Source organism: Brachybacterium sp. JB7, assembly GCF_003335205.1.
Taxonomy (GTDB): Bacteria; Actinomycetota; Actinomycetes; order Actinomycetales; family Dermabacteraceae; genus Brachybacterium; species Brachybacterium alimentarium.
Map to the genome: position 1 here is coordinate 16,883 of NZ_QPGN01000020.1, position 20,949 is coordinate 37,831.

Annotated in this window: 21 protein-coding genes; 8 read left to right on the plus strand and 13 right to left on the minus strand. The window is 70.4% G+C overall.

Annotated features, from left to right (window positions below; translation table 11 throughout):
• The first annotated feature begins 40 nt into the window (after positions 1-40).
• Positions 41-802: a CPBP family intramembrane glutamic endopeptidase gene (locus CIK81_RS15765; protein WP_096165231.1), complete on the plus strand. Its 762-nt coding sequence runs from the start codon at positions 41-43 to the stop codon at positions 800-802.
• A gap of 61 nt (positions 803-863) precedes the next feature.
• Here the strand turns inward: CIK81_RS15765 and CIK81_RS15770 are convergent, their stop codons facing one another.
• From CIK81_RS15770 to mshD, 10 genes are all read right to left on the minus strand, one after another.
• Complete coding sequence (locus tag CIK81_RS15770) at positions 864-1,190, minus strand: rhodanese-like domain-containing protein (RefSeq protein ID WP_096165233.1); 327 nt, start codon at positions 1,188-1,190, stop codon at positions 864-866.
• A 289-nt stretch (positions 1,191-1,479) separates the two neighbouring features.
• On the minus strand, positions 1,480-2,829 hold the full coding sequence (locus CIK81_RS15775; protein WP_114355879.1) for an FtsX-like permease family protein: 1,350 nt from the start codon (positions 2,827-2,829) through the stop codon (positions 1,480-1,482).
• Positions 2,826-3,557 (minus strand): ABC transporter ATP-binding protein, encoded by a 732-nt coding sequence (locus CIK81_RS15780; RefSeq protein WP_096165237.1) that lies wholly within the window; start codon positions 3,555-3,557, stop codon positions 2,826-2,828. Before CIK81_RS15780 ends, CIK81_RS15775 begins: the two co-directional genes overlap by 4 nt.
• A 305-nt stretch (positions 3,558-3,862) precedes the next feature.
• Positions 3,863-4,648 carry a phosphate ABC transporter ATP-binding protein PstB gene (pstB, locus tag CIK81_RS15785; RefSeq protein ID WP_096165239.1) on the minus strand — a complete coding sequence of 262 codons (786 nt, stop codon included), beginning with the start codon at positions 4,646-4,648 and terminating at the stop codon, positions 3,863-3,865.
• A 28-nt stretch (positions 4,649-4,676) separates the two neighbouring features.
• Positions 4,677-5,840 (minus strand): phosphate ABC transporter permease PstA, encoded by a 1,164-nt coding sequence (pstA, locus tag CIK81_RS15790; RefSeq protein ID WP_096165241.1) that lies wholly within the window; start codon positions 5,838-5,840, stop codon positions 4,677-4,679.
• Positions 5,841-5,847: 7 nt separating this feature from the next.
• Complete coding sequence (gene pstC / locus CIK81_RS15795; protein ID WP_114305993.1) at positions 5,848-6,861, minus strand: phosphate ABC transporter permease subunit PstC; 1,014 nt, start codon at positions 6,859-6,861, stop codon at positions 5,848-5,850.
• A gap of 100 nt (positions 6,862-6,961) precedes the next feature.
• Positions 6,962-8,092, minus strand: coding sequence for a phosphate ABC transporter substrate-binding protein PstS (pstS, locus tag CIK81_RS15800; RefSeq protein WP_114355880.1), 1,131 nt, complete (start codon positions 8,090-8,092; stop codon positions 6,962-6,964).
• 362 nt (positions 8,093-8,454) lie between these two features.
• On the minus strand, positions 8,455-9,318 hold the full coding sequence (locus tag CIK81_RS15805) for a DUF4190 domain-containing protein (protein ID WP_096165246.1): 864 nt from the start codon (positions 9,316-9,318) through the stop codon (positions 8,455-8,457).
• Between the two features lie 211 nt (positions 9,319-9,529).
• Complete coding sequence (locus tag CIK81_RS15810; RefSeq protein ID WP_096165247.1) at positions 9,530-10,474, minus strand: NUDIX hydrolase; 945 nt, start codon at positions 10,472-10,474, stop codon at positions 9,530-9,532.
• Positions 10,475-10,477: 3 nt separating this feature from the next.
• Positions 10,478-11,515: a mycothiol synthase gene (gene mshD / locus CIK81_RS15815; RefSeq protein WP_096165249.1), complete on the minus strand. Its 1,038-nt coding sequence runs from the start codon at positions 11,513-11,515 to the stop codon at positions 10,478-10,480.
• 138 nt (positions 11,516-11,653) lie between these two features.
• Here mshD and CIK81_RS15820 point away from each other — a divergent pair, with 138 nt between their 5' ends.
• The 7 genes from CIK81_RS15820 (at position 11,654) to CIK81_RS15855 (ending at position 17,342) form a co-directional block, all read left to right on the plus strand.
• The gene (locus CIK81_RS15820) at positions 11,654-12,403 is read left to right on the plus strand and encodes a hypothetical protein (RefSeq protein WP_114305995.1); all 750 of its coding nucleotides are present in this window, start codon (positions 11,654-11,656) and stop codon (positions 12,401-12,403) included.
• 283 nt (positions 12,404-12,686) lie between these two features.
• Complete coding sequence (locus CIK81_RS15830; RefSeq protein WP_096165253.1) at positions 12,687-13,337, plus strand: heme-binding beta-barrel domain-containing protein; 651 nt, start codon at positions 12,687-12,689, stop codon at positions 13,335-13,337.
• On the plus strand, positions 13,330-14,451 hold the full coding sequence (locus CIK81_RS15835) for a folate-binding protein YgfZ (RefSeq protein WP_241964218.1): 1,122 nt from the start codon (positions 13,330-13,332) through the stop codon (positions 14,449-14,451). Before CIK81_RS15830 ends, CIK81_RS15835 begins: the two co-directional genes overlap by 8 nt.
• A 207-nt stretch (positions 14,452-14,658) precedes the next feature.
• Positions 14,659-15,093: a hypothetical protein gene (locus CIK81_RS15840; RefSeq protein ID WP_114306063.1), complete on the plus strand. Its 435-nt coding sequence runs from the start codon at positions 14,659-14,661 to the stop codon at positions 15,091-15,093.
• Positions 15,090-16,382, plus strand: coding sequence for an aromatic acid exporter family protein (locus CIK81_RS15845; RefSeq protein WP_096165257.1), 1,293 nt, complete (start codon positions 15,090-15,092; stop codon positions 16,380-16,382). The genes CIK81_RS15840 and CIK81_RS15845 overlap by 4 nt, the downstream gene beginning before the upstream one ends.
• Before the next feature lie 43 nt (positions 16,383-16,425).
• Entirely contained in the window at positions 16,426-16,746 is a 321-nt protein-coding gene (locus CIK81_RS15850) for a DUF2516 family protein (RefSeq protein WP_096165261.1), read from the plus strand.
• Positions 16,747-16,970: 224 nt separating this feature from the next.
• Positions 16,971-17,342, plus strand: coding sequence for a VOC family protein (locus tag CIK81_RS15855; RefSeq protein WP_096196286.1), 372 nt, complete (start codon positions 16,971-16,973; stop codon positions 17,340-17,342).
• A 792-nt stretch (positions 17,343-18,134) separates the two neighbouring features.
• Here CIK81_RS15855 and fbaA read toward each other — a convergent pair.
• The 3 genes from fbaA to CIK81_RS15875 all read right to left on the minus strand — a co-directional run bounded on the left by fbaA (position 18,135) and on the right by CIK81_RS15875 (position 20,828).
• Positions 18,135-19,160, minus strand: a complete 1,026-nt coding sequence (gene fbaA / locus CIK81_RS15865; RefSeq protein ID WP_096165264.1) for a class II fructose-bisphosphate aldolase — start codon at positions 19,158-19,160, stop codon at positions 18,135-18,137.
• A 148-nt stretch (positions 19,161-19,308) separates the two neighbouring features.
• A complete protein-coding gene (locus CIK81_RS15870; RefSeq protein ID WP_241964219.1) occupies positions 19,309-19,947 on the minus strand; it encodes a TrmH family RNA methyltransferase in 639 nt (212 codons plus the stop codon).
• A gap of 77 nt (positions 19,948-20,024) precedes the next feature.
• The gene (locus tag CIK81_RS15875) at positions 20,025-20,828 is read right to left on the minus strand and encodes a DedA family protein (RefSeq protein WP_114355881.1); all 804 of its coding nucleotides are present in this window, start codon (positions 20,826-20,828) and stop codon (positions 20,025-20,027) included.
• Between the last annotated feature and the right edge of the window lie 121 nt (positions 20,829-20,949).

Consider the following 20,949-nt stretch of genomic DNA (forward strand, 5'->3'; position numbering starts at 1 on the left):
TCGTCGGCCCGTGGATCCGCCGCAGTGAGACCATGTCGTCGTGCAGACCCTCACGGAGAACAGGACCTGGCTGCGGGTCGAGGTGATCGTCGTCCTCGCGCTCTCGCTGGGGCGCAGCGCCGTGTACTCGCTGATCGCGCTGGTGCAGGCGCTCGCGGCCGGGCCGCTGTCCGGGCAGAGCACCTCGCTGAACTCCTCGCTCCAGGAGAACCCCTGGCTGGACCTCCTCCAGCAGCTGCTCTCGATCGTCTTCACCCTGACCCCTGTGGCGCTCGTGGTGCTGCTGCTCGCCCTCAGCGCGGGCACGTTCGCCCAGGCGCTGCGGGATCTGGGCGTGGACCTCGGCCGCCCCGGGAAGGACCTCGCCTGGGGCCTCGCGCTCACCGCAGGCATCGGCCTGCCGGGACTCGCCGTCTACTACGCGGGCCGCGCGCTCGGCGCGACGGTCGAGGTGATCCCGGCGGCGCTGGACACCCACTGGTGGACGGTGCCGGTGCTCGTGCTGCATGCGGTGAAGAACGCCGTGCTCGAGGAGGTCATCGTGGTCGGCTACCTCTACCAGCGGCTCGAACGGCTGGGCTGGTCGGGCCGGCGGATCATCATCGCCTCGGCCCTGCTGCGCGGGGCGTATCACACGTACCAGGGGGTGGGCCCGGGTCTCGCGAACCTCGCGATGGGACTCGTGTTCGGGGAGTTCTACCGGCGCTCCCGCCGCACGATGCCGCTCATCGTCGCGCACACCCTGATCGACGTCTTCGCCTTCGTGGGGTATGCCCTGCTGAAGAGCCTCATCGCCACCTGAGCCGGCACCGGCTCCGGCAGGAGTATCAGGGACCGTCGGGCGAGCCGCGGAGCACCACGCCTCAGAGGATGTAGGCGTCGTCCTCGCCGTCGGACTCGATCGGCAGGCCGGACTCGAACCAGATGTCCATGCCGCCGGCGACATTGATCGCTTCGAAGCCGTTGACGTTCAGCCACTGGGCGACCTGGAAGCTGCGGCCTCCCCCACGACAGACGATGTAGAGCGCCTCGTCGTCCTCGGGGAGCTTGTCCAGGTTCTCCATCAGGGAGCTGGCCGGGATGTGCTGAGCGGTGGGCGCATGCCCTGCGTCCCACTCGTTCTGCTCACGCACGTCGATGAGGTGCGCGCCCTCGGGCACTTCGGACGGGGTGACGTTCTCGAGTTCCATGCTCTCCAGCCTAATCCCCCTGGTCCGAGCATGGGACGGACAGCTCGCGCGCTCTCCGGCGGATCTCGTCGGCCCCCGCCGGCCCCTGTCGGCCCCTCTGGAGAGTGCCGTCCCCTGCGGGAACGGCGGATCACGTCGTGCACGACGGCGGGCGGCCGGCCCGGGAAGGGACCGGCCGCCCGCCGCCGACCTCGTGGCCCGCACGCGGTCGTCGTCCGAGGGAACGCTCCGGCGAACGCACGTGGTCATCGTGCGAGGGAGTGCTCCGGCGCATGCGCGCGGTCGCGGCTCAGGCGGCGCGCCTCGCGTACCGCTTGACCAGAGGCGTTCCCACGAGCACGGCAGCGATCACGACCGCATAGGCGGCGACCACGCTGGCCAGGTACTGGACCAGCATCGTCGCGTCCTTCGGGGCGCCGCCGATGACCGTGGAGATCACCAGCAGGGCGGTGCCGGTGGCGAGGATCGAGCTGAGCCCCACAGGCACGGCGATCTCGGCCAGCCGTGCCCGGTGCAGCTGCCCCACCTCGGCGCCGGCGATGTGCTGGGCGCGCAGGCGCGGGGCCTGGTCGATGACGCGGGCGGTCTGGGTGACCCCGGTGCTCACGGCCGCGAGCACCGCGGCGATGCCGAGGGTGAGCAGCCCGCCGGTGGACATCGCGGTGTTCATCATGATCTCGTCCGGGTTCTCGCCCGTGCCCAAGGCCGCGATCATCGTGAGGAACCCGGCGATCACCAGAGCGAACGTGATGCCCGAGACGGCTCGCCAGCCCGCTCGCGGGTCCCCGGCGAGCCGCCGGGCGCCCACCATGAGCGACGGGATCGGCGCGGTCCTCGCCAGCAGCAGCGCGGTGACCCACACGATGAAGGGGCCCACCACGTTGAGTCCGGCGACGATCGCGGCGATGAACAGCACCATCACGGCGATGGCCGCGCCACCGCCGCCGCTCTGCCCCATGAGGGTGGTGCCCACCTGCATGAAGCCGACGAAGCCGATGATCAGGACCACCCAGAGGACCACGCGGATCACGGACATCCGCACCACGCGGGAGTCGCGGGCCACGCCCAGCGGGCTGAGCACCACGCCGGTCAGCGCGACCGCCGCGGAGCCCGCGGCGATCAGCACCAGGGCGACCACCAGGACCAGGTAGGCCCACCACGGCATCAGCAGATCGGCGACGGTGAACGGGGTGATCCCGAAATCGAGACCGGTGAGGGCGGGGGTCACGGCGACGTGCGCGCCGAGGCCGAGCACGGCGCCGAGCAGCGACTGGCCGACCACGTCGAGGACCGCGAGGGATCCGACCTGGCCGCTGGTCCCGCCGACCAGACGCATCGTGGCCAGGTCCTTCTCGCGGCGGGCGAGGGACAGCCGCGCGGCGGAGCCGCCGAGGCCGACGGCGCTGGGCACCAGCAGCACCGAAGCCGTGATCGCGCACAGCACGAGGAAGCCCATGATCGAGGCCTCCCCCGTCATCGGGGTGCTCCCCTCCGGGAGGCGGCCGACGAAGGCCGCGGCGCCGCCGACGACCGTCGCGGTGATCGCGGTCGCCGCGGTGAAGGCGATGACGGGCAGGATGTCGGCGAGCGCGCCGCGGCGACGCAGCAGGAGCGGGGCGGACTGCAGCAGGGCGCTCATCGGGCCACCGCCTGAGTCTCGGTCGCGGCGTCGGCCGGGCGCACGAACTCCTGCGCGATACGGCCGTCGCGCATGGCGACGGTGCGGCGGCACACGGCCGCCACCTTCGCGTCATGGGTGACCATCACGAGGCTCGCGCCGGATTCGCGGCAGGTGTCCACGAGGATCTGCAGCACGGACTGGCCGGTGGTCTGGTCCAGGGCGCCGGTGGGTTCATCGGCGAAGACCACCGAGGGCCGTCCGGCCAGCGCCCGGGCGATCGCCACGCGCTGGGCCTGGCCGCCGGAGAGCTGGGTGGGCCGACGGTCGTGCATCCCCTGCAGCCCCAGGCGGTCCAGCCAGCTGCGTGCGTCCGCAGCGGCGGTCCGACGGGAGATGCCGGCGAGCATGCGCGGCAGGATCACGTTCTCCAGCGCCGTGAGCTCCGGCAGCAGCTGGCCGTCCTGGAAGACGAAGCCGAAGTCCTGGCGGCGCATGCGGGTGCGGGCGCGGTCGCCGAGCGAGGAGAGGTCCGTGCCGTCGTGCCGGACGGTGCCGGAGGTGGGACGCAGGATCCCGGCGAGGATGTGCAGCAGCGTGGTCTTGCCGCAGCCGGAGGGTCCCATCACGGCCAGCGAATCGGCACGGGCGATGTCGAGGTCGACGCCGTCCAGCGCGTGGGTCGCGGTGCCCTGCGTGCCGTAGGTCATGACCAGACGCCGGGCCGAGAGGACCGGGGCCGGATGCATGGCGGCCGGGCCCGTCGGCGCAGGCTGCGTGGGCTGTGCCGGCTGTGCGGGTGCGGGCTGCGTGGGCTGTACTGGCTGTGCGCGAGGGTTCGACGGGTCCGCGGCAGGCACGGTCTGGGCCGACGCGTAGCGGGTCGGCTCGGGAGAGGGGGTGGCGGCCGGAGGGGCGGGGTGGGTGTGGGGCGCGTTGTTCATGTGTCCAAGACTCGTCCGCGGGCCCCGCCTCGCGCGTCGGCCCCGGGATCGATATCCCGGTCCCGACGTCATCCCACGGTCTGACGTCCGTGGTCCTCCCCGGGGGCCGATCAGCCGAAGCGGCCGGAGATGTAGTCCTCGGTCTGCTTGTTGGTCGGGTTGGTGAAGATCGTGTCGGTGTCGTCGATCTCGATGAGGTGGCCGGGCTTGCCGGTCCCCGCGATGTTGAAGAAGCCGGTGCGGTCGGAGACCCGGGAGGCCTGCTGCATGTTGTGCGTGACGATCACGATCGTGTACTCCTCCTTCAGCTCGTGGACGAGGTCCTCGATCGCGAGGGTGGAGATGGGGTCAAGCGCCGAGCAGGGCTCGTCCATGAGGACCACCTCGGGCTCCACGGCGATGGTCCGGGCGATGCACAGGCGCTGCTGCTGACCACCGGAGAGCCCCATGCCGGGCTTGTCCAGGCGGTCCTTGACCTCGTTCCAGAGGTTCGCGCCGGTCAGCGACCGCTCCACCAGCTCGTCGGCCGCGGCTTTGGAGATCCGGCGGTTGTTGAGCTTCACGCCGGCCAGCACGTTGTCGCGGATCGACATGGTCGGGAAGGGGTTCGCCTTTTGGAAGACCATTCCCACGCGGCGGCGCACGTTGACCGGGTCGACGCGGGAGTCGTAGATGTTCTGGCCGTTGATCTCGACCGTGCCCTCGGCGTACGCGCCGGGGATCACCTCGTGCATCCGGTTCAGGGTGCGCAGGAAGGTCGACTTCCCGCAGCCGGAGGGGCCGATCAGCGCCGTCACGGAGCGGGGCCGGATCTGGACGTCGACGCCCTCCACGGCGAGGAAGTCGCCGTAGTAGATGTTGAGGTCCTCGACGTTGATGGGCTGGGGCGCTGCCATCAGATGTCCTTTCGCAGGGGGCTGCCGCTCAGCGGCTGAGCTTCGGGGAGAAGTAGTGGCTGATCAGGCGCGCGATGATGTTCAGGATCATCACGATCACGATCAGGGTGAGGGCGGCCGCCCAGGCACGATCGATGTTCGTCGTGATCGAGCAGGCGTACACCTCCTGGTTCACGGGGTTGGTCACGGTGTCGCTCATGCAGTTCGCGCTGCCGGCGCGGTACTGCTGATTGATGAACGTGGGCAGCGTGGCCATGCGGCCGTCGAACATGTTCCAGTTCACCGAGGTCACCATGCCGACCGTGAGCAGCAGCGGGGCGGTCTCGCCGATCACCCGGGCGATCGCCAGGGTGATGCCGGTGCTCAGGCCCGCGATCGCAGTGCGCAGCACGACCTTGACGATGGTCAGCCACTTGGGCACGCCCAGTGCGTAGGCCGCCTCCCGCAGGTCCATCGGGACCAGACGCAGCATCTCCTCGCTCGAGCGCACCACCGTCGGGATCATCAGCAGCGAGAGCGCGACGGCGCCCATGATGCCCATGCGCACGCTCTGGTCGGGCATGAACGCGATGAACACGGCGAGGCCGAACAGGCCAGCGACGATCGAGGGGATGCCGGTCATGACGTCGACCAGGAAGGTGACGCCCTGGCCGAGCCGGCGCCGCCAGCCGTGGTGCGCGTATTCGACGAGGAAGATCGCGGTGAACAGGCCGACGGGGATCGAGATGATCGAGGCCCACAGGGTGATCAGCAGCGTGCCCACGGTCGCGTGGAACACGCCGCCGGCGTCGGCTCCGCCGATCACGCCGGACATGTCCGCGGTCCAGAACGCGAACGGGGTGGGGGCTGCGGCGATCACGCGCACCAGGCCCTTGCCGACCACCGCCCACAGCAGCGAGAACAGCGGGAACATCGCGATCGCAAAGGCGCCGATGACCACCAGGGTCATCAGGCGGTCCATCGCCCAGCGGCGTCCCTCCCGGATCCGCGAGTAGGTGTAGCCGAACAGCAGGTGGAGCACGAAGCCCAGCAGGATCGCGCTGGGCACCGTGAGCACGTCGAAGATCGCCAGCAGGGCGATGGCGACCAGCAGGCCCGCCAGGCCGGTGACCACCAGGTGGTACCAGGGCAGCCGGCGCTCCTCGCCCGGTCGCAGCAGGGAGACGTTCTCGAAGGTGGAGGGGGAACTCATGGTGGCCTCAGCTCTTGACGCCGCTGCGCGCGACGATCCAACGGGCGACGGCGTTGATCAGGAAGGTCAGCACGAACAGCACCAGACCGGTGAAGATCAGCAGGGACATCTCGGTGCCGGACGCCTCCGCCTGCTTCGAGGCGATGTTCGCCGCGATGGACTGGTGCATGCCGACCTCGAGGATCCTGAAGGAGAAGGTCGCCCCGGGGGCGAGGATCATCAGCACGGCCATGGTCTCGCCGAGCGCACGGCCCAGACCGAGCATCGAGGCGGCGACCACGCCGCTGCGCCCGAAGGGCAGCACGACGGTGCGGATGGTCTCCCAGCGGGTCGCGCCCAGGGCGAGCGCGGCTTCCTCCTGCAGGCGCGGGGTCTGCAGGAACACCTCGCGGGCCACGGCCGTGATGATCGGCAGGACCATCACCGCCAGCACGATCGCCGCGGAGGCGAGGTTGCGCATCGGCGCATGGGGCTCGCCGGCGAACAGGGCGATGACCGGGTCGCCGCCCACCCAGGGCACGAATCCGGGCCAGGTGGGCCAGGCGCCCAGGGTCTGGTTCAGGAACAGGTACAGCGGCTCCAGGCGGGGCACCAGCCACAGCCCGCCCCACAGGCCGTAGACCACGGAGGGCACGGCCGCGAGCAGGTCGATCAGGTAGCCGAGCGTGGAGGCCAGGCGTCGGGGTGCGTAGTGCGAGATGAACAGGGCGATGCCGATCGAGACCGGGATCGCGATGGCCAGGGCGATCGCCGCGGCCAGGACGGTGCCGAACACGAGCGGCAGCGTGGTCTCCAGCAGGGAGAAGTCCGATGCGGAGCCGGTCGCCTCCCTGCTCTCCATCACCGCGGGCATCGACTCGGTGGTCAGGAAGATCGCCACCAGGGCGAGGGTGACGAAGATGAGCAGTCCCGACCCGACGCTCAGGGCCGAGAACACCGAGTCGCCGAGGCGGCGGCGGGAGCTCTGCAGCGAGACGGAGGACCCTTCGTGGGTGTCCGGCGTGACCTCAGTCGTGCTCACGGGCAACCTTCCTCAGGACGGATCGATGGGGTGGGGCGGAGACGGGCGTGCCGCCGGGACGTATGCGTCCCGACAGCACGCCCGTGTGCTGAAGCGCAGGTCAGCCGACGGTGATGCCGTCGATGGCCTTCTGCGCCTCGTCCGAGAGCTCCTCGGTCAGCGGGGCGGAGCCGGCGTTGTCCACAGCGACCTGCTGGCCCTCCTGGGAGGTGATATAGGAGGCGTAGGCCTTCACCGCGTCGCCCTGGGCGGCGTCGGCATAGGAGCCGCACAGGACCAGGTAGGAGACGAGGACGATCGGGTACACGCCCTCTTCGGTGGTGGTGCGATCCAGGTCGAAGACGATGTCGTCGTCCTCGCGGCCCTCGGCGCGCGGGGAGACGTCCACGGCCTTGGCGGCGGCGTCGGCGCTGTACTCGACGAAGGAGTCGCCGACCTTCACCGCGGCGATGCCGAGGTTGCCTGCCTGGGAGGCGTCGGCGTAGCCGATCGTGCCGTTGCCGCCCTCGACGGTGGAGATCATGCCGGAGGTGCCGTCACCGGACTGCCCGCCCTCGATCGGCCAGGTCTCGACCGGTCCCTCGGTCCAGGCGTCGGGCGCCGTCTCGGAGAGGTACTCGGTGAAGTTCTCGGTGGTGCCCGAGTCGTCGGAGCGGTGCACCGGGACGATCGCGAGGTCGGGCAGATCGGCATCGGGGTTGTCCGCAGCGATCTTGGGGTCGTTCCAGTTCGTGATGTCGCCGGCGAAGATCCCGCCGATGACCTCGGGCGACAGGTTCAGGTCGTCGACTCCCTCGAGGTTGAAGACCACCGCGATCGGGGAGACGTACACGGGGACGTCGATGGCCTGCTCGCCGTTGCACTGCTCGGCGGAGGAGGCGAGCTCCTCCTCGGTCAGGGCGGCGTCGGAGCCGGCGAACTGGACCTGGCCGCTGAGGAACTGCTCGCGGCCGGTGCCGGAGCCCGTGGGGTCGTAGGTGGCCTGCAGGTCGCCGCCCTCGGACTGGACGAGGCCCATGAAGGACTCGGTCCATGCGGTCTGCGCGTTCTGCGTGGAGGAGGCGCCGGAGCCGGCGAGGTTGCCGCTCAGCTCGGCGTAGCCGCCCGAGGAGGCACCGCCGTCGGACGTTTCCCCGGAGGCGTCCGAGCTGCCGCTGCAGGCGGTCAGGGCGAGCCCGCCGACCAGGCCGAGCGCGGCGAGGGAGACGAGCGGGTTCTTGCGAACGTTCACTGCAAGTCCTTTCGGGGCCTGAGCCCAGGAAGATGAGGTGCGAGATCGTGCGGGATCCTGACGTCGCAGACGCTAAGGAGCACAGATGACGCCGCACCCGTTCTTGCATGAACTCCAGGTGAACAGCCGGTCAGGGCCCATGAACCTGCAGGTCAGAACGTAAGTACGATCAGGTCACATTATGGTCGCGGCGACCGGCGGGCGGGCGGCGGGGCGGAGGCACGGCGCCGGGGCGGTGGCACGACGGCACGACGGCACGACGGCACGACGGCACGACGGCATGACGGCATGACGGACCGTCGGACCGTTCCTGACGGCCCGACGGTCGTGCCGGGTGGATCAGCGGCGATGCCGCGACCGTCTCAGTACGTCGAGGAGGCCGATCCGAGCACGGCCATCAGCACGAAGAAGCCGATGTACGCCACCACCAGGAGGGTCCCGAGGATCGAGATGACGAGTCCGGCGATCGCGAAACCGCGGCCGCCCTTGCCCGTCCCGGAGGTCGGCGAGGTATCGCGCATCCCGAGGATGGACAGCACCAGGCCCACCGGGGACAGCAGCCCGGTGCACACGATCAGCGAGGCGATGCTCACGATGAATCCGGCGAGCGCCAGTCCCGACGTCGGTGCCGGCGGCAGGTACTGGCCCCCGTAGTACGACCCCTGGCTGTACACGGGCACCGGTCCGCCGGTCGGCATCGGGACCGCCGCCGTCGGACCGGTGCTCCCGCTGCTGAAGGAGCTCGAGAACTCCGGCCCGAAGTCGTCGGCCGACACAGCGTCGGCTGCGTACGGGTCCTCGCTGCTGCTCGCGGCCGCATACGGATCGGAGGCGGAGGGAGCGGAGCCGTGCGGGCCTGATCCGTAGGGCCCCGATCCGTAGGGGCCCGTGTCGTAGGTGCCGGACCCGTAGGAGCCTCCGTCGTACGTGCCCGACCCATAGGAGCCTCCGTCGTAGGTGCCCGACCCATAGGTGCCACCGCCATACGTGCCCGACCCGTAGGAGCCCCCGTCGTACGTGCCCGATCCATAGGTGCCACCGCCGTAAGTGCCGGACCCGTAGGCGCCTCCGTCGTACGTGCCGGATCCGTAGGACCCTGCCCCTGCCCCGTAGGAGTCCGATGCGTACGACCCCGCGTCGCCGCCGCCCGACCCGTAGGCACCGGAGCTGTCGGGGCCCGAGTCGTCAGGGGCTCCGAACGGGCCGTATCCATCATTCGTGCTCATGCTCGTCCCCTACGTTCTCTCGCGTGTACTGGTCGAAGCGCTCAGCCGCGCTTCGTGGAAGATTCCGATGGTGTCCCGTGATGTGTCCCGTGGCGGCGCAGAACCCGCGGTCCCGCAGCTCCGGTCTCCCCGTCCAGCCAGTCCGTCAGGCCATTCCCGTCGTCGATTCCCGCAGGGCTCGACCGCGACGGGCGCTCAGCCGCCTGGATGCTCAGTCGATGTTCGGCAGATGTCGTTCGACGGCTGCCACCTGACCTCTCGAGGTCGTGTGCAGAATGAGCGCCTCCCCCGCGGCCAGGAACGGGTTCTCGCGCGGCAGCTCGAGCGCAGCGCCCTGCTGGGACGCCTCACGCACCGCCTCGATCACCGTGGGCAGCACCGGTCGGTGGGTGCACACCACGGCCGCCTGGCCCTCGTGCAGCACCCGCTCGATCACTGCGCGGGTGCGGGAGGGATGGTCCTCGTGCCCGGCCTCGGTGAGCTCATCCTTCGTGCGGAGCGCGAGACCGCCCTCCCGGGCGAGCGGTTCGATCGTGCTCACACACCGCTTCCACGGACTGCTGACGACCCTGCTCGGGTCGAAGGCATCCAGCAGCGGGGGCAGAGCCAGGGCCTGCTTGCGGCCCTTCGAGTTCAGCGGCCGGCTCTTCTCGCCCTTGCGCCATTTCGCCCGGGACTTCGCCGCCCCGTGCCGCTGCACGATGATCGGCACGGTGCGCAGCTCGTCATCGTCCTGGAAACGGCGCAGCGCGGTCAGGCAGACCAGGTCGCCCTGCCTCGTCAGGAGCTTCTCGGCGGTGTCCAGACGCACCCAGCGCACCTCGTCGATCTCCGAGGCGTCCTCCGGTCCCGGCGCCAGCTTCGCCCGTACGGTGCCGCACCAGTAGTGGACGATCTTGCTGCGCCCATCGGGCAGTCGATAGACCGAGGCGGGCAGCGGACGGTGCAGCCGCACCCGATAGCCGGTCTCCTCGGCGACCTCGCGCACCGCGGCCTGGGGGAACGTCTCCCCCTTGTCGAGCTTCCCCTTGGGGATCGACCAGTCGTCGTAGCGGGGACGGTGCACCAGCAGCACCTCGGTGCCCTTCTTGCCCTCGCGCCAGGCGAGCGCTCCCGCCGCGAGCACGGGCGGCGACTTCCCCGGGGCGACCTGCACGATTCAGCCCTCTCCCGCGGCGCGCAGCTGGACGTCACGACCCGAGACGGTGAATCCCCAGGTCTCGTACAGGCGCAGCGCGGGCGTGTTGTCTGCCTCGACGTACAGCTCCACACCGGGAACTCCGGCCTCGTGCAGTCGCTCCAGCGCAGTGGCCAGCAGGTATCCGGCGACGCCGCGACCCTGCACCGAGGGCGCCGTGGCGACCACATAGATCTCGGCGTCCTGCGGAACCACGTTCTGGCTGTCGCGGCCGGCCGGGTTCTCGCGGCCAGCCCCGTTGTCGCGGCTGTCGCGGCCGGCCCCGTTGTCGCTGCTGTCGTCGGCATCGGCGGTCCCGACCGGGGCCTCCTGCTTCACCCAGACGAAGCCGACGAGCTCGTCGTCCACCCGGGCGACGAGCAGATCCTCGGGGTCGAACCACGGCTCGGCCATGCGCTGATCGAGGTCGGAGCGGGTGAGAGCTCCCTGCTCCGGGTGATCGGCGAAGGCGTGAGCGTTGACCTCGAGCCAGCGGTCCGCATCGCGCTCGACGTCGAAGGTGTCCAACCGCAGCCCCTCGAGCGTCGGCGCGGGCACGGTAGGCACCGGATGGGCCGCATCCAGCGGGCGATGCAGGGTCAGGAGCCGACGGGTCTCGTGCAGGCCCGCCGCGGAGAGGAATGCCATGGAGGCCTCGAGCGCGCCGTGCGCCCAGACCCCGGCGTCGGGCCGCAGCGCGAGGGCGGCGCGCAGCAGAGCCGTGCCGTGCCCGCGCCGACGGTGCTCCGGGTGCACCATGCCCTGCACGGTCCCGTCCTCCAGCACGCTGACGTAACCGGCCAGCGCGCCCTCGTCGGCCGCCTCGGCCGCCGCCCGACCGGCGTGATCGGTGCCGTTACCGAAGTCGACGGGAGACAGCAGATGCTGTGCGGTGCCTCCCACCAGCGCGAGACGTGCCGCTTCGTCCAGAGGGCTGATCCCGTCGTGGGCGGTGACCGCATCGAGCAGGTCACGGACGGCGTCATGGTGGGCGGGCGAGAGAGCGTCCGTCGTGATCATGGGGTCCTTCCGGGGCTCAAGGGAGTCGCTGAGTGTGCCCCCGACCGGCGGGCGCTCGTAGACTGCCACTGTAGCGCCCGACCGACCACGTCCGTCGGCGGCGATCAAGAGACCGGAACCGAGTGCTAGGGAGGCACGATGACCGCTCCCGAGCGCGCCCCGCTGGGCGCTGCCCTGGCGCTCCTGCTGGCCCTGGTCTCTCTCACCGGAAGCCTCTCCCCCGTCCTCATGGCGATCTGCGTGGGCGTGCTCGCCCTGCTGGTCGGCGTCGCCTGGCCGTCCCTGCTCGAGCTGCCCTCCCCCCGGGGCACCGCCATCGTGATCAGCGCGGTCGGGATCGTGGGAGCCGCGCTCGCGGTCCTCACCCCCGAACGGTTCACCCCGATGTCCGGGGTGGTGATGGTGTGCGCCGTCGGAGTGTTCGCCTCCTTCGTGCAGCAGATGCTACGGCCGGAGCGCCGCGACCTCACCGCGTCCCTGACCGGGACCGTCGCCGGAGTGTTCGTCTCGGGCACCGCCGCCTGCTGGGCCCTCGCCCAGACGGAGGCCGTCGCCACAGGACGATCCGCTGTGATCGCCGCGCTCGCCCTGGGACTGGCGACGACCCTGCTGCTCAACGCCACCCCCCTCCCCTTCTGGGTGCGCCTGGCGCTGTCCTTCGCCGCCGGGACCGCGGTGACGGCGGCGCTCGCGATCGCGCTGGCCGGGGTCGCCCTGCCCTTCGCGATCGCCGTGGGCGTGCTCGTCGCGGTCGGCTCCACCTGCGCGCAGCTGCTGGTGGGCTCCTCACTGGTCGCCAAGGAGCCGCTGCCCTCCCTCGCAGTGGGCGCGGTGCCCGTGGCCACCGTGGGCGTGGTCGCCCACCTCGCCGCGCTCCTGATCCCCTGATCCCCTGATCCCCTGAACCGCTGTTCCCCTGAACCGCTGTTCCCCTGATCCGCTGGCGCCCTGGTCGCCAGCTCCGTGTGCCTGCTCCAGCACTCCTCCGTGCCTGTGATCCGCCGGTCCCGCGCCTTCCTCGCACAGCGCGGCGGCGCGATAGACTCGGGGACATGTCTGCGCTCTCCCTCGTCTTCATCGCCCTCGTGGTCCTCGTGGGCCTCGGCACCCTGGCCTTCGCCCTCCTCGTGCTCACGCGCCTGTTCTCCAGCTGATCGGCCCCGGGACTCCCATGCCCATCTCGCTGGACACCTCACTGCCCGAGTCGCTGTACCCGCTGGCCTGGCTGATCGGCACCTGGTCCGGCGAAGGCGCCGTCCAACGGCCCGGGGACGACGAGGCCCCTGATCGACGGATCGAACAGCAGCTGGTCTGCACCGCACAGGACGATGGCACCCTCGCCTGGCGCTCCACGATCCACGAGGTCGACGAAGCCGCTCCCCTGCCTCCCACCAGCGTCTTCGCGCGGGATGACGACTCGACGCCCGCTCCTGCGGGAACCGGCGAGCGCACCCTGCTGATGCGTGAGGACGGCATCTGGACCGTCGGCGATCCGCTGCCGGGCCAGGACATCGCCGCGGCCCGCGCCGCGAAGCCCGGCGACCCCGCCGCCTTCCTGTCGCACTCCCTGCAGGCGCAGTTCACCCGCCAGGACGGCAGCGAGGAGACCTGGGCCGGTGAGGTCCGCGGGCCTCGCGTCCAGCTCGCCCACTCCGCTCCCGGCCGACGTGAGGTGACTGCAACCCGCATGTTCGGGTACATCAGCGGCCGCCTCATGTGGCTGTGGGAGCAGCGTCTGCCCACCACCGAGGGAGCCGAGAGCACCGCATCGGATGCTCCGACCATGGCTCCCTACCTTTCTCTGGAGCTCAACCGTGCTTGACCCCTCGCGGGACATCCATCCGCTGCTGCGCACAGGCGCCGTGCTCGGGGACGGCCCCGACGCCGCCGTGCCCGCCCACTACGGCGCCCCGCTGCGCGAGCAGCGCCGACTGCTGAACCATCGCGCGGTCGTGGACCTCGGCCAGTTCGAGGTGCTCGAGGTGAGCGGCGCCGACGCCCGCACCTGGCTGACCACCACCACCTCCCAGGTGCTGGCCGGCACCCCGGTCGGCTCCTCCTCCAGCCTCGCCGTGCTCTCCCCGACGGGCCGCGTCGAGCACCTGGCCTCCGCGGTGATCAGCGCCGAGGACGCCGTGCTGCTGGTGCTGGACGCCGACTGCCGCGCCGGCCTGCGGAAGTACCTCGAGATGATGCGCTTCGCGGCGCGCGTCGAGCTGACCGACCGCGACGACCTGCGAGTGGTCGGCGCGCTCGCCCCTGCCTCCGAGGTGCTCCCCGAGCTGGGGCTGCCGGAGCCGGCGGCCGTCTGGTCCGAGCCCTGGCCGCAGGTCGCACCGGGCGGCATCGCCTACGGTCCCGACCCGGAGGATCCGGTGGGTGCGGTGCTCACCGTGCTGGACGCCGCCGCGCTCGCCGACCTGCCGTGGAAGCCAGAGCACCTGGCCGGGATGACGTCCTGGGAAGCGCTGCGCATCGCCGACCACCGCGCCCGCGCGCGACGCGAGGTCGACGAGCGTTCGATCCCCCACGAGCTCGACCTGCTGCGCACCACCGTGCACACCACCAAGGGCTGCTATCGCGGCCAGGAGACCGTTGCGAAGGTGCTGAACCTCGGCCAGCCGCCGCGCCGCCTGGTCATGCTCCACCTGGACGGCTCCCAGGACATCCCCGTCGCCCCCGGCGGGGAAGTGCGACTGGAGAACAGCGACGGCAAGGTCGTCGGCACCGTCACCTCCGCGGCGCTGCACGCCGACCTGGGCCCGATCGCCCTCGCCGTGGTGCGGCGCGCGGTCCCCCTGGACGCCGGCCTGTCGGTCCAGGTGCTCATGAGCTCGTCCGACGGCGAGACCACGGCCTCGTGGATCGATGCGAGCCAGGAGCCGATCGTGCTCTCGCGCGAGCACGGCGCACGCCCCGCCACCGCGAGGCTCTGAGCGCACCGGACCCCGCCACCTCCTCCCCCGCACGTCAGGCGTCGGGCGTCGGGGGCGGACGGTGCCGCTGTCCGGCGCAGCCGGCGTCGTCGGCGGGCACGCCGGTGTGGCCGACGCCTCCGGGGTCAAGGATCCGCCACATCATGTGCACGCCGTCCCCACGGCTCCCACCCGCATCGGTGACACGGACCTGGAAGAATGGCGATCATGAGTGCACAGGGCGACCAGGAGGACTGGACCCGACACCGCCAGGAGGTGTTCGAGGCCAAGGAGCAGGCGCTGCGCGCCGCGCGCCAGGCGGAGCACGAGAAGGCGACCACGATGATCCGGGAGGCGATCACGCGCTTCCGTGAGGCCGGGATCGCACCGGTCCCCCTCCGGGCGAAGCCGTACGCCGGCCCCGGCACGATCCGCACTGCGCTGGAGGGCTGGTACCTGAAGAAGGACCGCACCCTCGCGGTGGACACCGAGGGTCGCTACTACGTGATGCGGGTCGACGGCGGCCTGCGCTCACGCCTCCAGGGAGCCACTCCGGAGCCGAGACCCGCACCGCTGGTGGTGGGTCGCGGCGCCCGCGACGGAGACTCCTTCGACCTGCCCGAGCTGCTGCAGATGCGGCTCGAGGATCCGGTGCGCCCATGAGTCCCGCCGCCCCCTCGCCTCGCCGCAGGAAGCTGGAGAACGCCCGCGCGGCCGTCGCGGACTGGTTCACCACCGGGCTGTCCCGCGGGCGCCACGACGTGCTCACGGTGAGCCGCGCCGCGGTCGCCGCCGGCTGCGCCTACATGCTCAGCAGCCTGCTGTGGGGCCATGAGTTCCCGTTCTTCTCCTCGATCGTCGCGTTCGTGATCATCGGATTCGGCATCGAGAAGAAGATGCGCAAGATCGTCGAGATGGCGTCGGGCGTCATGTTCGGCGTGCTGCTGGGAGAGATCGCCCGACAGCTGCTCGGCTCGGGCACCTGGCAGATCCTCGTGGTCGTGTTCTGCGCCGGGATGCTCGCCCGCTTCATCGACAAGTCGAACCTGTTCGGATTCCAGACCACGATCCAGTCCCTGCTGGTCATGATCATGCCGATGACTCCCGGGATGACTCCCGGCGGGCGCGTGCTCGATGCGGTCACCGGTGTGGTGGTCGCGATCATCGTCCACCTGCTGCTGTCCGGGGATCCGCGGCGCCTGCAGAGCGAGGCCGCGATCTCCTTCTACCGGGAGCTGGAGAACACCCTGGTCTCGCTCGCCCTGGCCGCCCGCAGCGGCGATCGCGACGTGGCCCAGGCGGCGCTCGTGTCCGTCCGGGACACGTCCCAGAAGTACACCGACGAGTGGAAGCTCGCCAACGATGTCGCCAACGAGATGGCGACCTTCGCTCCATCCGGTCTGCGCCACGCGGGCGACGTGGGCCGGCTCGAGCACCTGCTGATCGGCTCGGACCGGGCGATGCGCAACATGCGCGTGATCGCGCGGCGCGAGACGGAGTTCCTCGACGCCGTGCACGGCGACGCCCACTCCACCCTCGCCGACGCCCTGCTCGCCGCCCGCGATGCCGTCACCGAGCTGAGCGCCGCCGTCACCCACGATGCCGTCGACTTCACCGAGGCGCGACGGAAGCTTCGGCTGTACTCGTCCTATCTGACCCCGGAGATGCTGCTGCGCAACGACGAGGGCGTCCGACCCGGCCGAGCCGGACATTTCGAGGGCGTCACGCTCGCCATCCAGCTGCGCTCCCTCGCGATCGACCTGCTGCAGGCCACAGGACTCACCTCCGTGGAGGCCAAGCAGTTCCTGCCCAGCCTGGTGGTCGTCGCCGACGGCGATGCGATCGGCCCGCGCCCCATGACCCAGGAGATGCGTGCCCTCGAACCGCCTGCGACCACGGAGGCGATCGAGCTGCTGATCACCGATCGCTCCGATCCGACCCGCCGACGCTGACCGCGCCCGGGAGCCGTCCAGGCGCTCCCCGTATCCTGTCCCGATGATCGCTGCCATCCAGATGTGGATCTTCCTCGTGCTCTCGCTGGCCCTGCTCGCCGTCGAGATCTGGGCCTTCGTGAACGCACTGCGCTTCCGCGCGGACGCCTATGTGGCGGCCAGCAAGCGCACGAAGGTGTTCTGGTGCGTGCTGACCGGTGTGGCGATGCTGCTCGGCTTCCTCTCGCTGCCCTACCCCATCGGCCGGGGCGGCTCCTCGATGCTGTTCATGCTCGCGGGCGTGATCATCTCGGGCATCTTCCTCGCCGACGTGCTCCCCGCGCTCAAGCGCGTCATGGGCCGCGCCGCGGGCAACCGCTGGTGACTCGTCGTCGCTCGTGATGGTCGGCGGTCACTCGCGGCGGTTCGACGGCCACTCGCGATAGTCGGCGGCCACTCGTGGCGGTCGACAGCCACTCGTGGCGGTCGGCGGTCACGCGCGGTGGTCGCCGGTCAAGCGCGGCGGTCGGCGGTCAAGCGCGGCGGTTCGACCTCCTGCATTGCAGCTCCGCCATTGCGGCTCCGCATCGACCGGCATAGCATCCAGAAATGATCACCTCGGTGGCCTCCGCGATCCTCTATGTCAGCGACCAGGACTCAGCTCTGGAGTTCTACCGCGACGTCCTGGGCTTCGACGTCGTGATGGACGCCGAGATGGAGGAGGATTCGCGATGGCTGGAGGTCAGGCCGTCCGGCGCTCAGACATCCCTCGTCCTGGCTGCCGCCGCAGCGTTCGGGAAGCAGCCCGGTGAGGGCGCGTACCTCACCTTCGCCGCCGATGACGTCGCAGCGACTGTCGAGCAACTGCGCGCGCGAGGTGCGAGGACGTCCGAGGTGACGCGCGAGCCCTGGGGGACGTACGCGACGGTCGATGCCCCCGATGGGCACAAGCTCCAGTTCAATGAGCGGCCGCAGAACTGACGGGTTCCCCCAGAACTGACGGGTCCCCGCAGCACTGACAGGTTCCGTGCCCCACGGCTCCGATGAGCGGGTCGAGACGATCGGGGCTGTGTCGCCGACACGTTCCCACGCCCCAGCAGGGCGCCGCGTCTCCCGCGGACCGCCAAGTCTCCGGCGGGCTCCCACGGCGCCAGCGAGCTCCCGTGTCACCGGCAAGCTTCCGCGTCTCCGGCAAGCTTTCGCGTCTCCGGCAAGCTCCCGTGTCACCGGCGGGCCAATGGTGAGGTGCACTGGCGATATAACCCGTGCACATCACCAGCGGCCCATCGGCGACGCGACCACCACCCCGAATGCCCACCCGGCCCACGCCCACGCCAACGCCAACGCCAACGCCGGACCCGACCAGGGACAGCTGCCACGGGAACGGCGGACCAGGGACCACGGGGCCGAGAACGGCGAGCCCCCACGGCGCCAGCGTGCTCCCGTGTCACCGGCGGGCCAATGGTGAGGTGCACTGGCGATATAACCCGTGCACATCACCAGCGGCCCATCGGCGACGCGACCACCACCCCGAATGCCCACCCGGCCCACGCCCACGCCGACACCAACGCCAACGCCGGACCCGACCCAGGGACGACGGGCCCAGCGACGACGGGCCAGGAACGACGGGCCCGGGAACGACAGGCCAGGGACCACGGGCCAGGACCGACGCCCCCGAAAACGGCGGACCAGGAACGACGGAACCCCGGAGCCGAAGCTCCGGGGTTCCGTGTCGTGCTGGGCCTGCCTAACGGCAGATCAGCTCGCGACTGCTCACACGTGGGTGCCGGCCGAGCGGAGGTTCTCCGCTGCCTCGACCAGGCGTGCGGCCAGTCCGGCCTCGGCCTTCTTGCCCCAGGCGCGGGGGTCGTAGGCCTTCTTGTTGCCGACCTCGCCGTCGATCTTCATGACGCCGTCGTAGTTCTCGAACATGTGCGAGACGACCGGGCGGGTGAAGGCGTACTGGGTGTCGGTGTCGATGTTCATCTTGATGACACCGTTGTCGACCGCGGTCTGGATCTCCTCGATGGAGGAGCCGGAGCCGCCGTGCATGACGAGGTCGAACGGCATGTCCTTGCCGTATTCCGCGCCGACGGCCTTCTGGATGTCCAGCAGGATCGACGGGGTCAGCTTGACGTTGCCCGGCTTGTACACGCCGTGCACGTTGCCGAAGGTCAGAGCGGTCAGGTAACGGCCGCGCTCGCCCAGGCCGAGCTTGGCGGCCGTCTTCAGGCCGTCCTCGGGGGTCGAGAAGAGCTTGTCGTTGGAGACGTCGGCCTGCACGCCGTCCTCTTCGCCACCGACGACGCCGACCTCGATCTCGAGGATCTTCTTGGCCTCGACGGACTTCTCCAGCAGACGCTCGGCGATCTCGAGGTTCTCGTCGACCGGCACGGCGGAGCCGTCCCACATGTGCGACTGGAAGAGCGGGTTCAGGCCCTTCTTCACGCGGTTCTCGAGGTCCCACTCGATGAGGGGCTCGACCCAGGTGGGCAGAACCTCCTTGGCGCAGTGGTCGGTGTGGAGCGCGACGTTGATCGGGTAGTTCTTGGCCACCGCGTGCACGAACTCGGCGAGCGCGAGCGAACCGGCGACACGGTCCTTGACCGTGGAGCCGGAGAGGTACTCGGCACCGCCGAAGGACACCTGGATGATGCCGTCGGTGTTCGCATCGCTGAAGCCCTGCAGGGCGGCGATGGCGGTCTGGGAGCTCGAGACGTTGACCGCCGGGTAGGCGAACTTGCCCGCCTTCGCGCGGTCGATCATCTCTGCGTACTGATCCGGGGTTGCGACTGCCATGAGGCATTCTCCTTCGCTGAAGAGAGTCTGAGACGACCGGCAGTGCGGAAACACGGCGCAGGGTCGTTCGATCCCTCTCATTGTTCCACAGTGCGCCTGACTGCCCCGGGTCGAAGGTCCCACGCGGACAACCCGCCCTGGGCGGCGCTCAGCGCACGGGGCCGTCGGGGATCTCGGCGTGCTGCAGGATCCAGCTGTGCATGGCGATCGCGGCGGCTGCGGCCACGTTGATCGAGCGAGTGGATCCGAACTGCGTTATGCCCACGACGAGGTCCGCCGCCGCGAGGATCTCGGCGCTCACACCCGGCCCTTCCTGCCCCACGACCAGCAGTGCATTGCGCGGCAGGGCCGTGTGCTCGAGCGGCATCGCACCGGGGACGAGGTCGATCGCGACGATCGGGCGGGACTTCTCGCGGGCCCAGGCGATGAGGTCTGCGGCGTCGGGGTGGTGGACCTCGTGCTGGTAGCGGTCGGTGACCATCGCCCCGCGACGGTTCCAGCGGCGCCGGCCGACGATGTGGAAGGCGCCCACCCCGAAGGCGTTCGCCGTGCGCACCACCGAGCCGATGTTCGCGTCGTGCTCGAGGTTCTCGATGGCGACGTGCAGATCATGGCGGTGCGCATCGAGCTCGGTGACGATCGCTTCGCGCCGCCAGTAACGGAAACGGTCCTCGACGTTGCGGCGGTCCCCGTGCTGCAGCAGATCCGGATCCCAGTGCTCTCCCTCCGGCCAGGGCAGGGGATGCGGGCCGACGCCGACAGCGCGCTCGGGGGCCTCAGACGTCACGGGTGTCTCGGAGGTCTCGGAGGTCTCCGACGTCTCTGAAATCTCGTTCGTGCGCGAGGGATCGGCGGCCGACGGGGTCATCGGGAGAGCTCGGTTCCGTGGCCGGTGCCGTCCGCCAGATCGCCCTGTTCCTGCGTCCGCTCCTGCTCCTGCGCCTGCTCCTGTTCCTGCGCCCACTCCTGCACTTGTTCCTGCTCTTGCTCTTGCTCTTGCTCTTGCTCTTGCTCTTGCTCTTGCTCGAGCAGTACCTCATCGGGGTCCGGCAGGCCGAGTCGGCGCCGGGCGACCTCGCGGCGGATCAGCTGGACCAGGAAGACCAGCGCCACGAGCGCGATGATCGCGTAGACGACGTTCGAGAAGAGACCGGTGTACGGCTCGATGACGATCCAGTTGCTCCCCAGGGAGTAGCCGATGGTCAGGAAGATCGCGTTCCAGATCGCGCTGCCGGCGGCGGTGAGCAGGCTGAAGCTCCACAGCGGCATCGCGTACAGACCCGCCGGGATGGAGATCAGGGATCGCACGCCGGGCACCATGCGCCCGAAGAAGATCGCCTTGTTCCCGTGCTTGTCCATGAACGCGACGGTCTTGTCGTAGTCCGTCACGTGCAGCAGCGGCAGCGTGAGGAAGATGGTCCGCAGCCGTACCGGGCCCAGCAGGCGCCCCAGTCCGTACAGCAGCCAGGCCCCGAGCAGGGAGCCCGCGACCGACGCCAGAAGCATCGCCGCGAAGCTGTGCTGCGGGCCCGCCGCCGCCACTCCCGCGAGCGGCAGGACCACCTCGGAGGGGATCGGCGGGAACACGTTCTCGAGGAAGATCAGCAGGGCGAGGCCGAGGGCGCCCATGGCGTCCATCGCGCTGACCGCCCAGTCGACGATGTTCATGCAGGTCTCCTCAGTGCTCGGTCCGGCCGCCGGCGGCTGGGATGTGATGGTGGGCCGGTCCTGCGGGGAGGGCTCCGCACCGGTCGATCCGTCGATGGCCGGTGCCGTCCCGTCCTGGTCC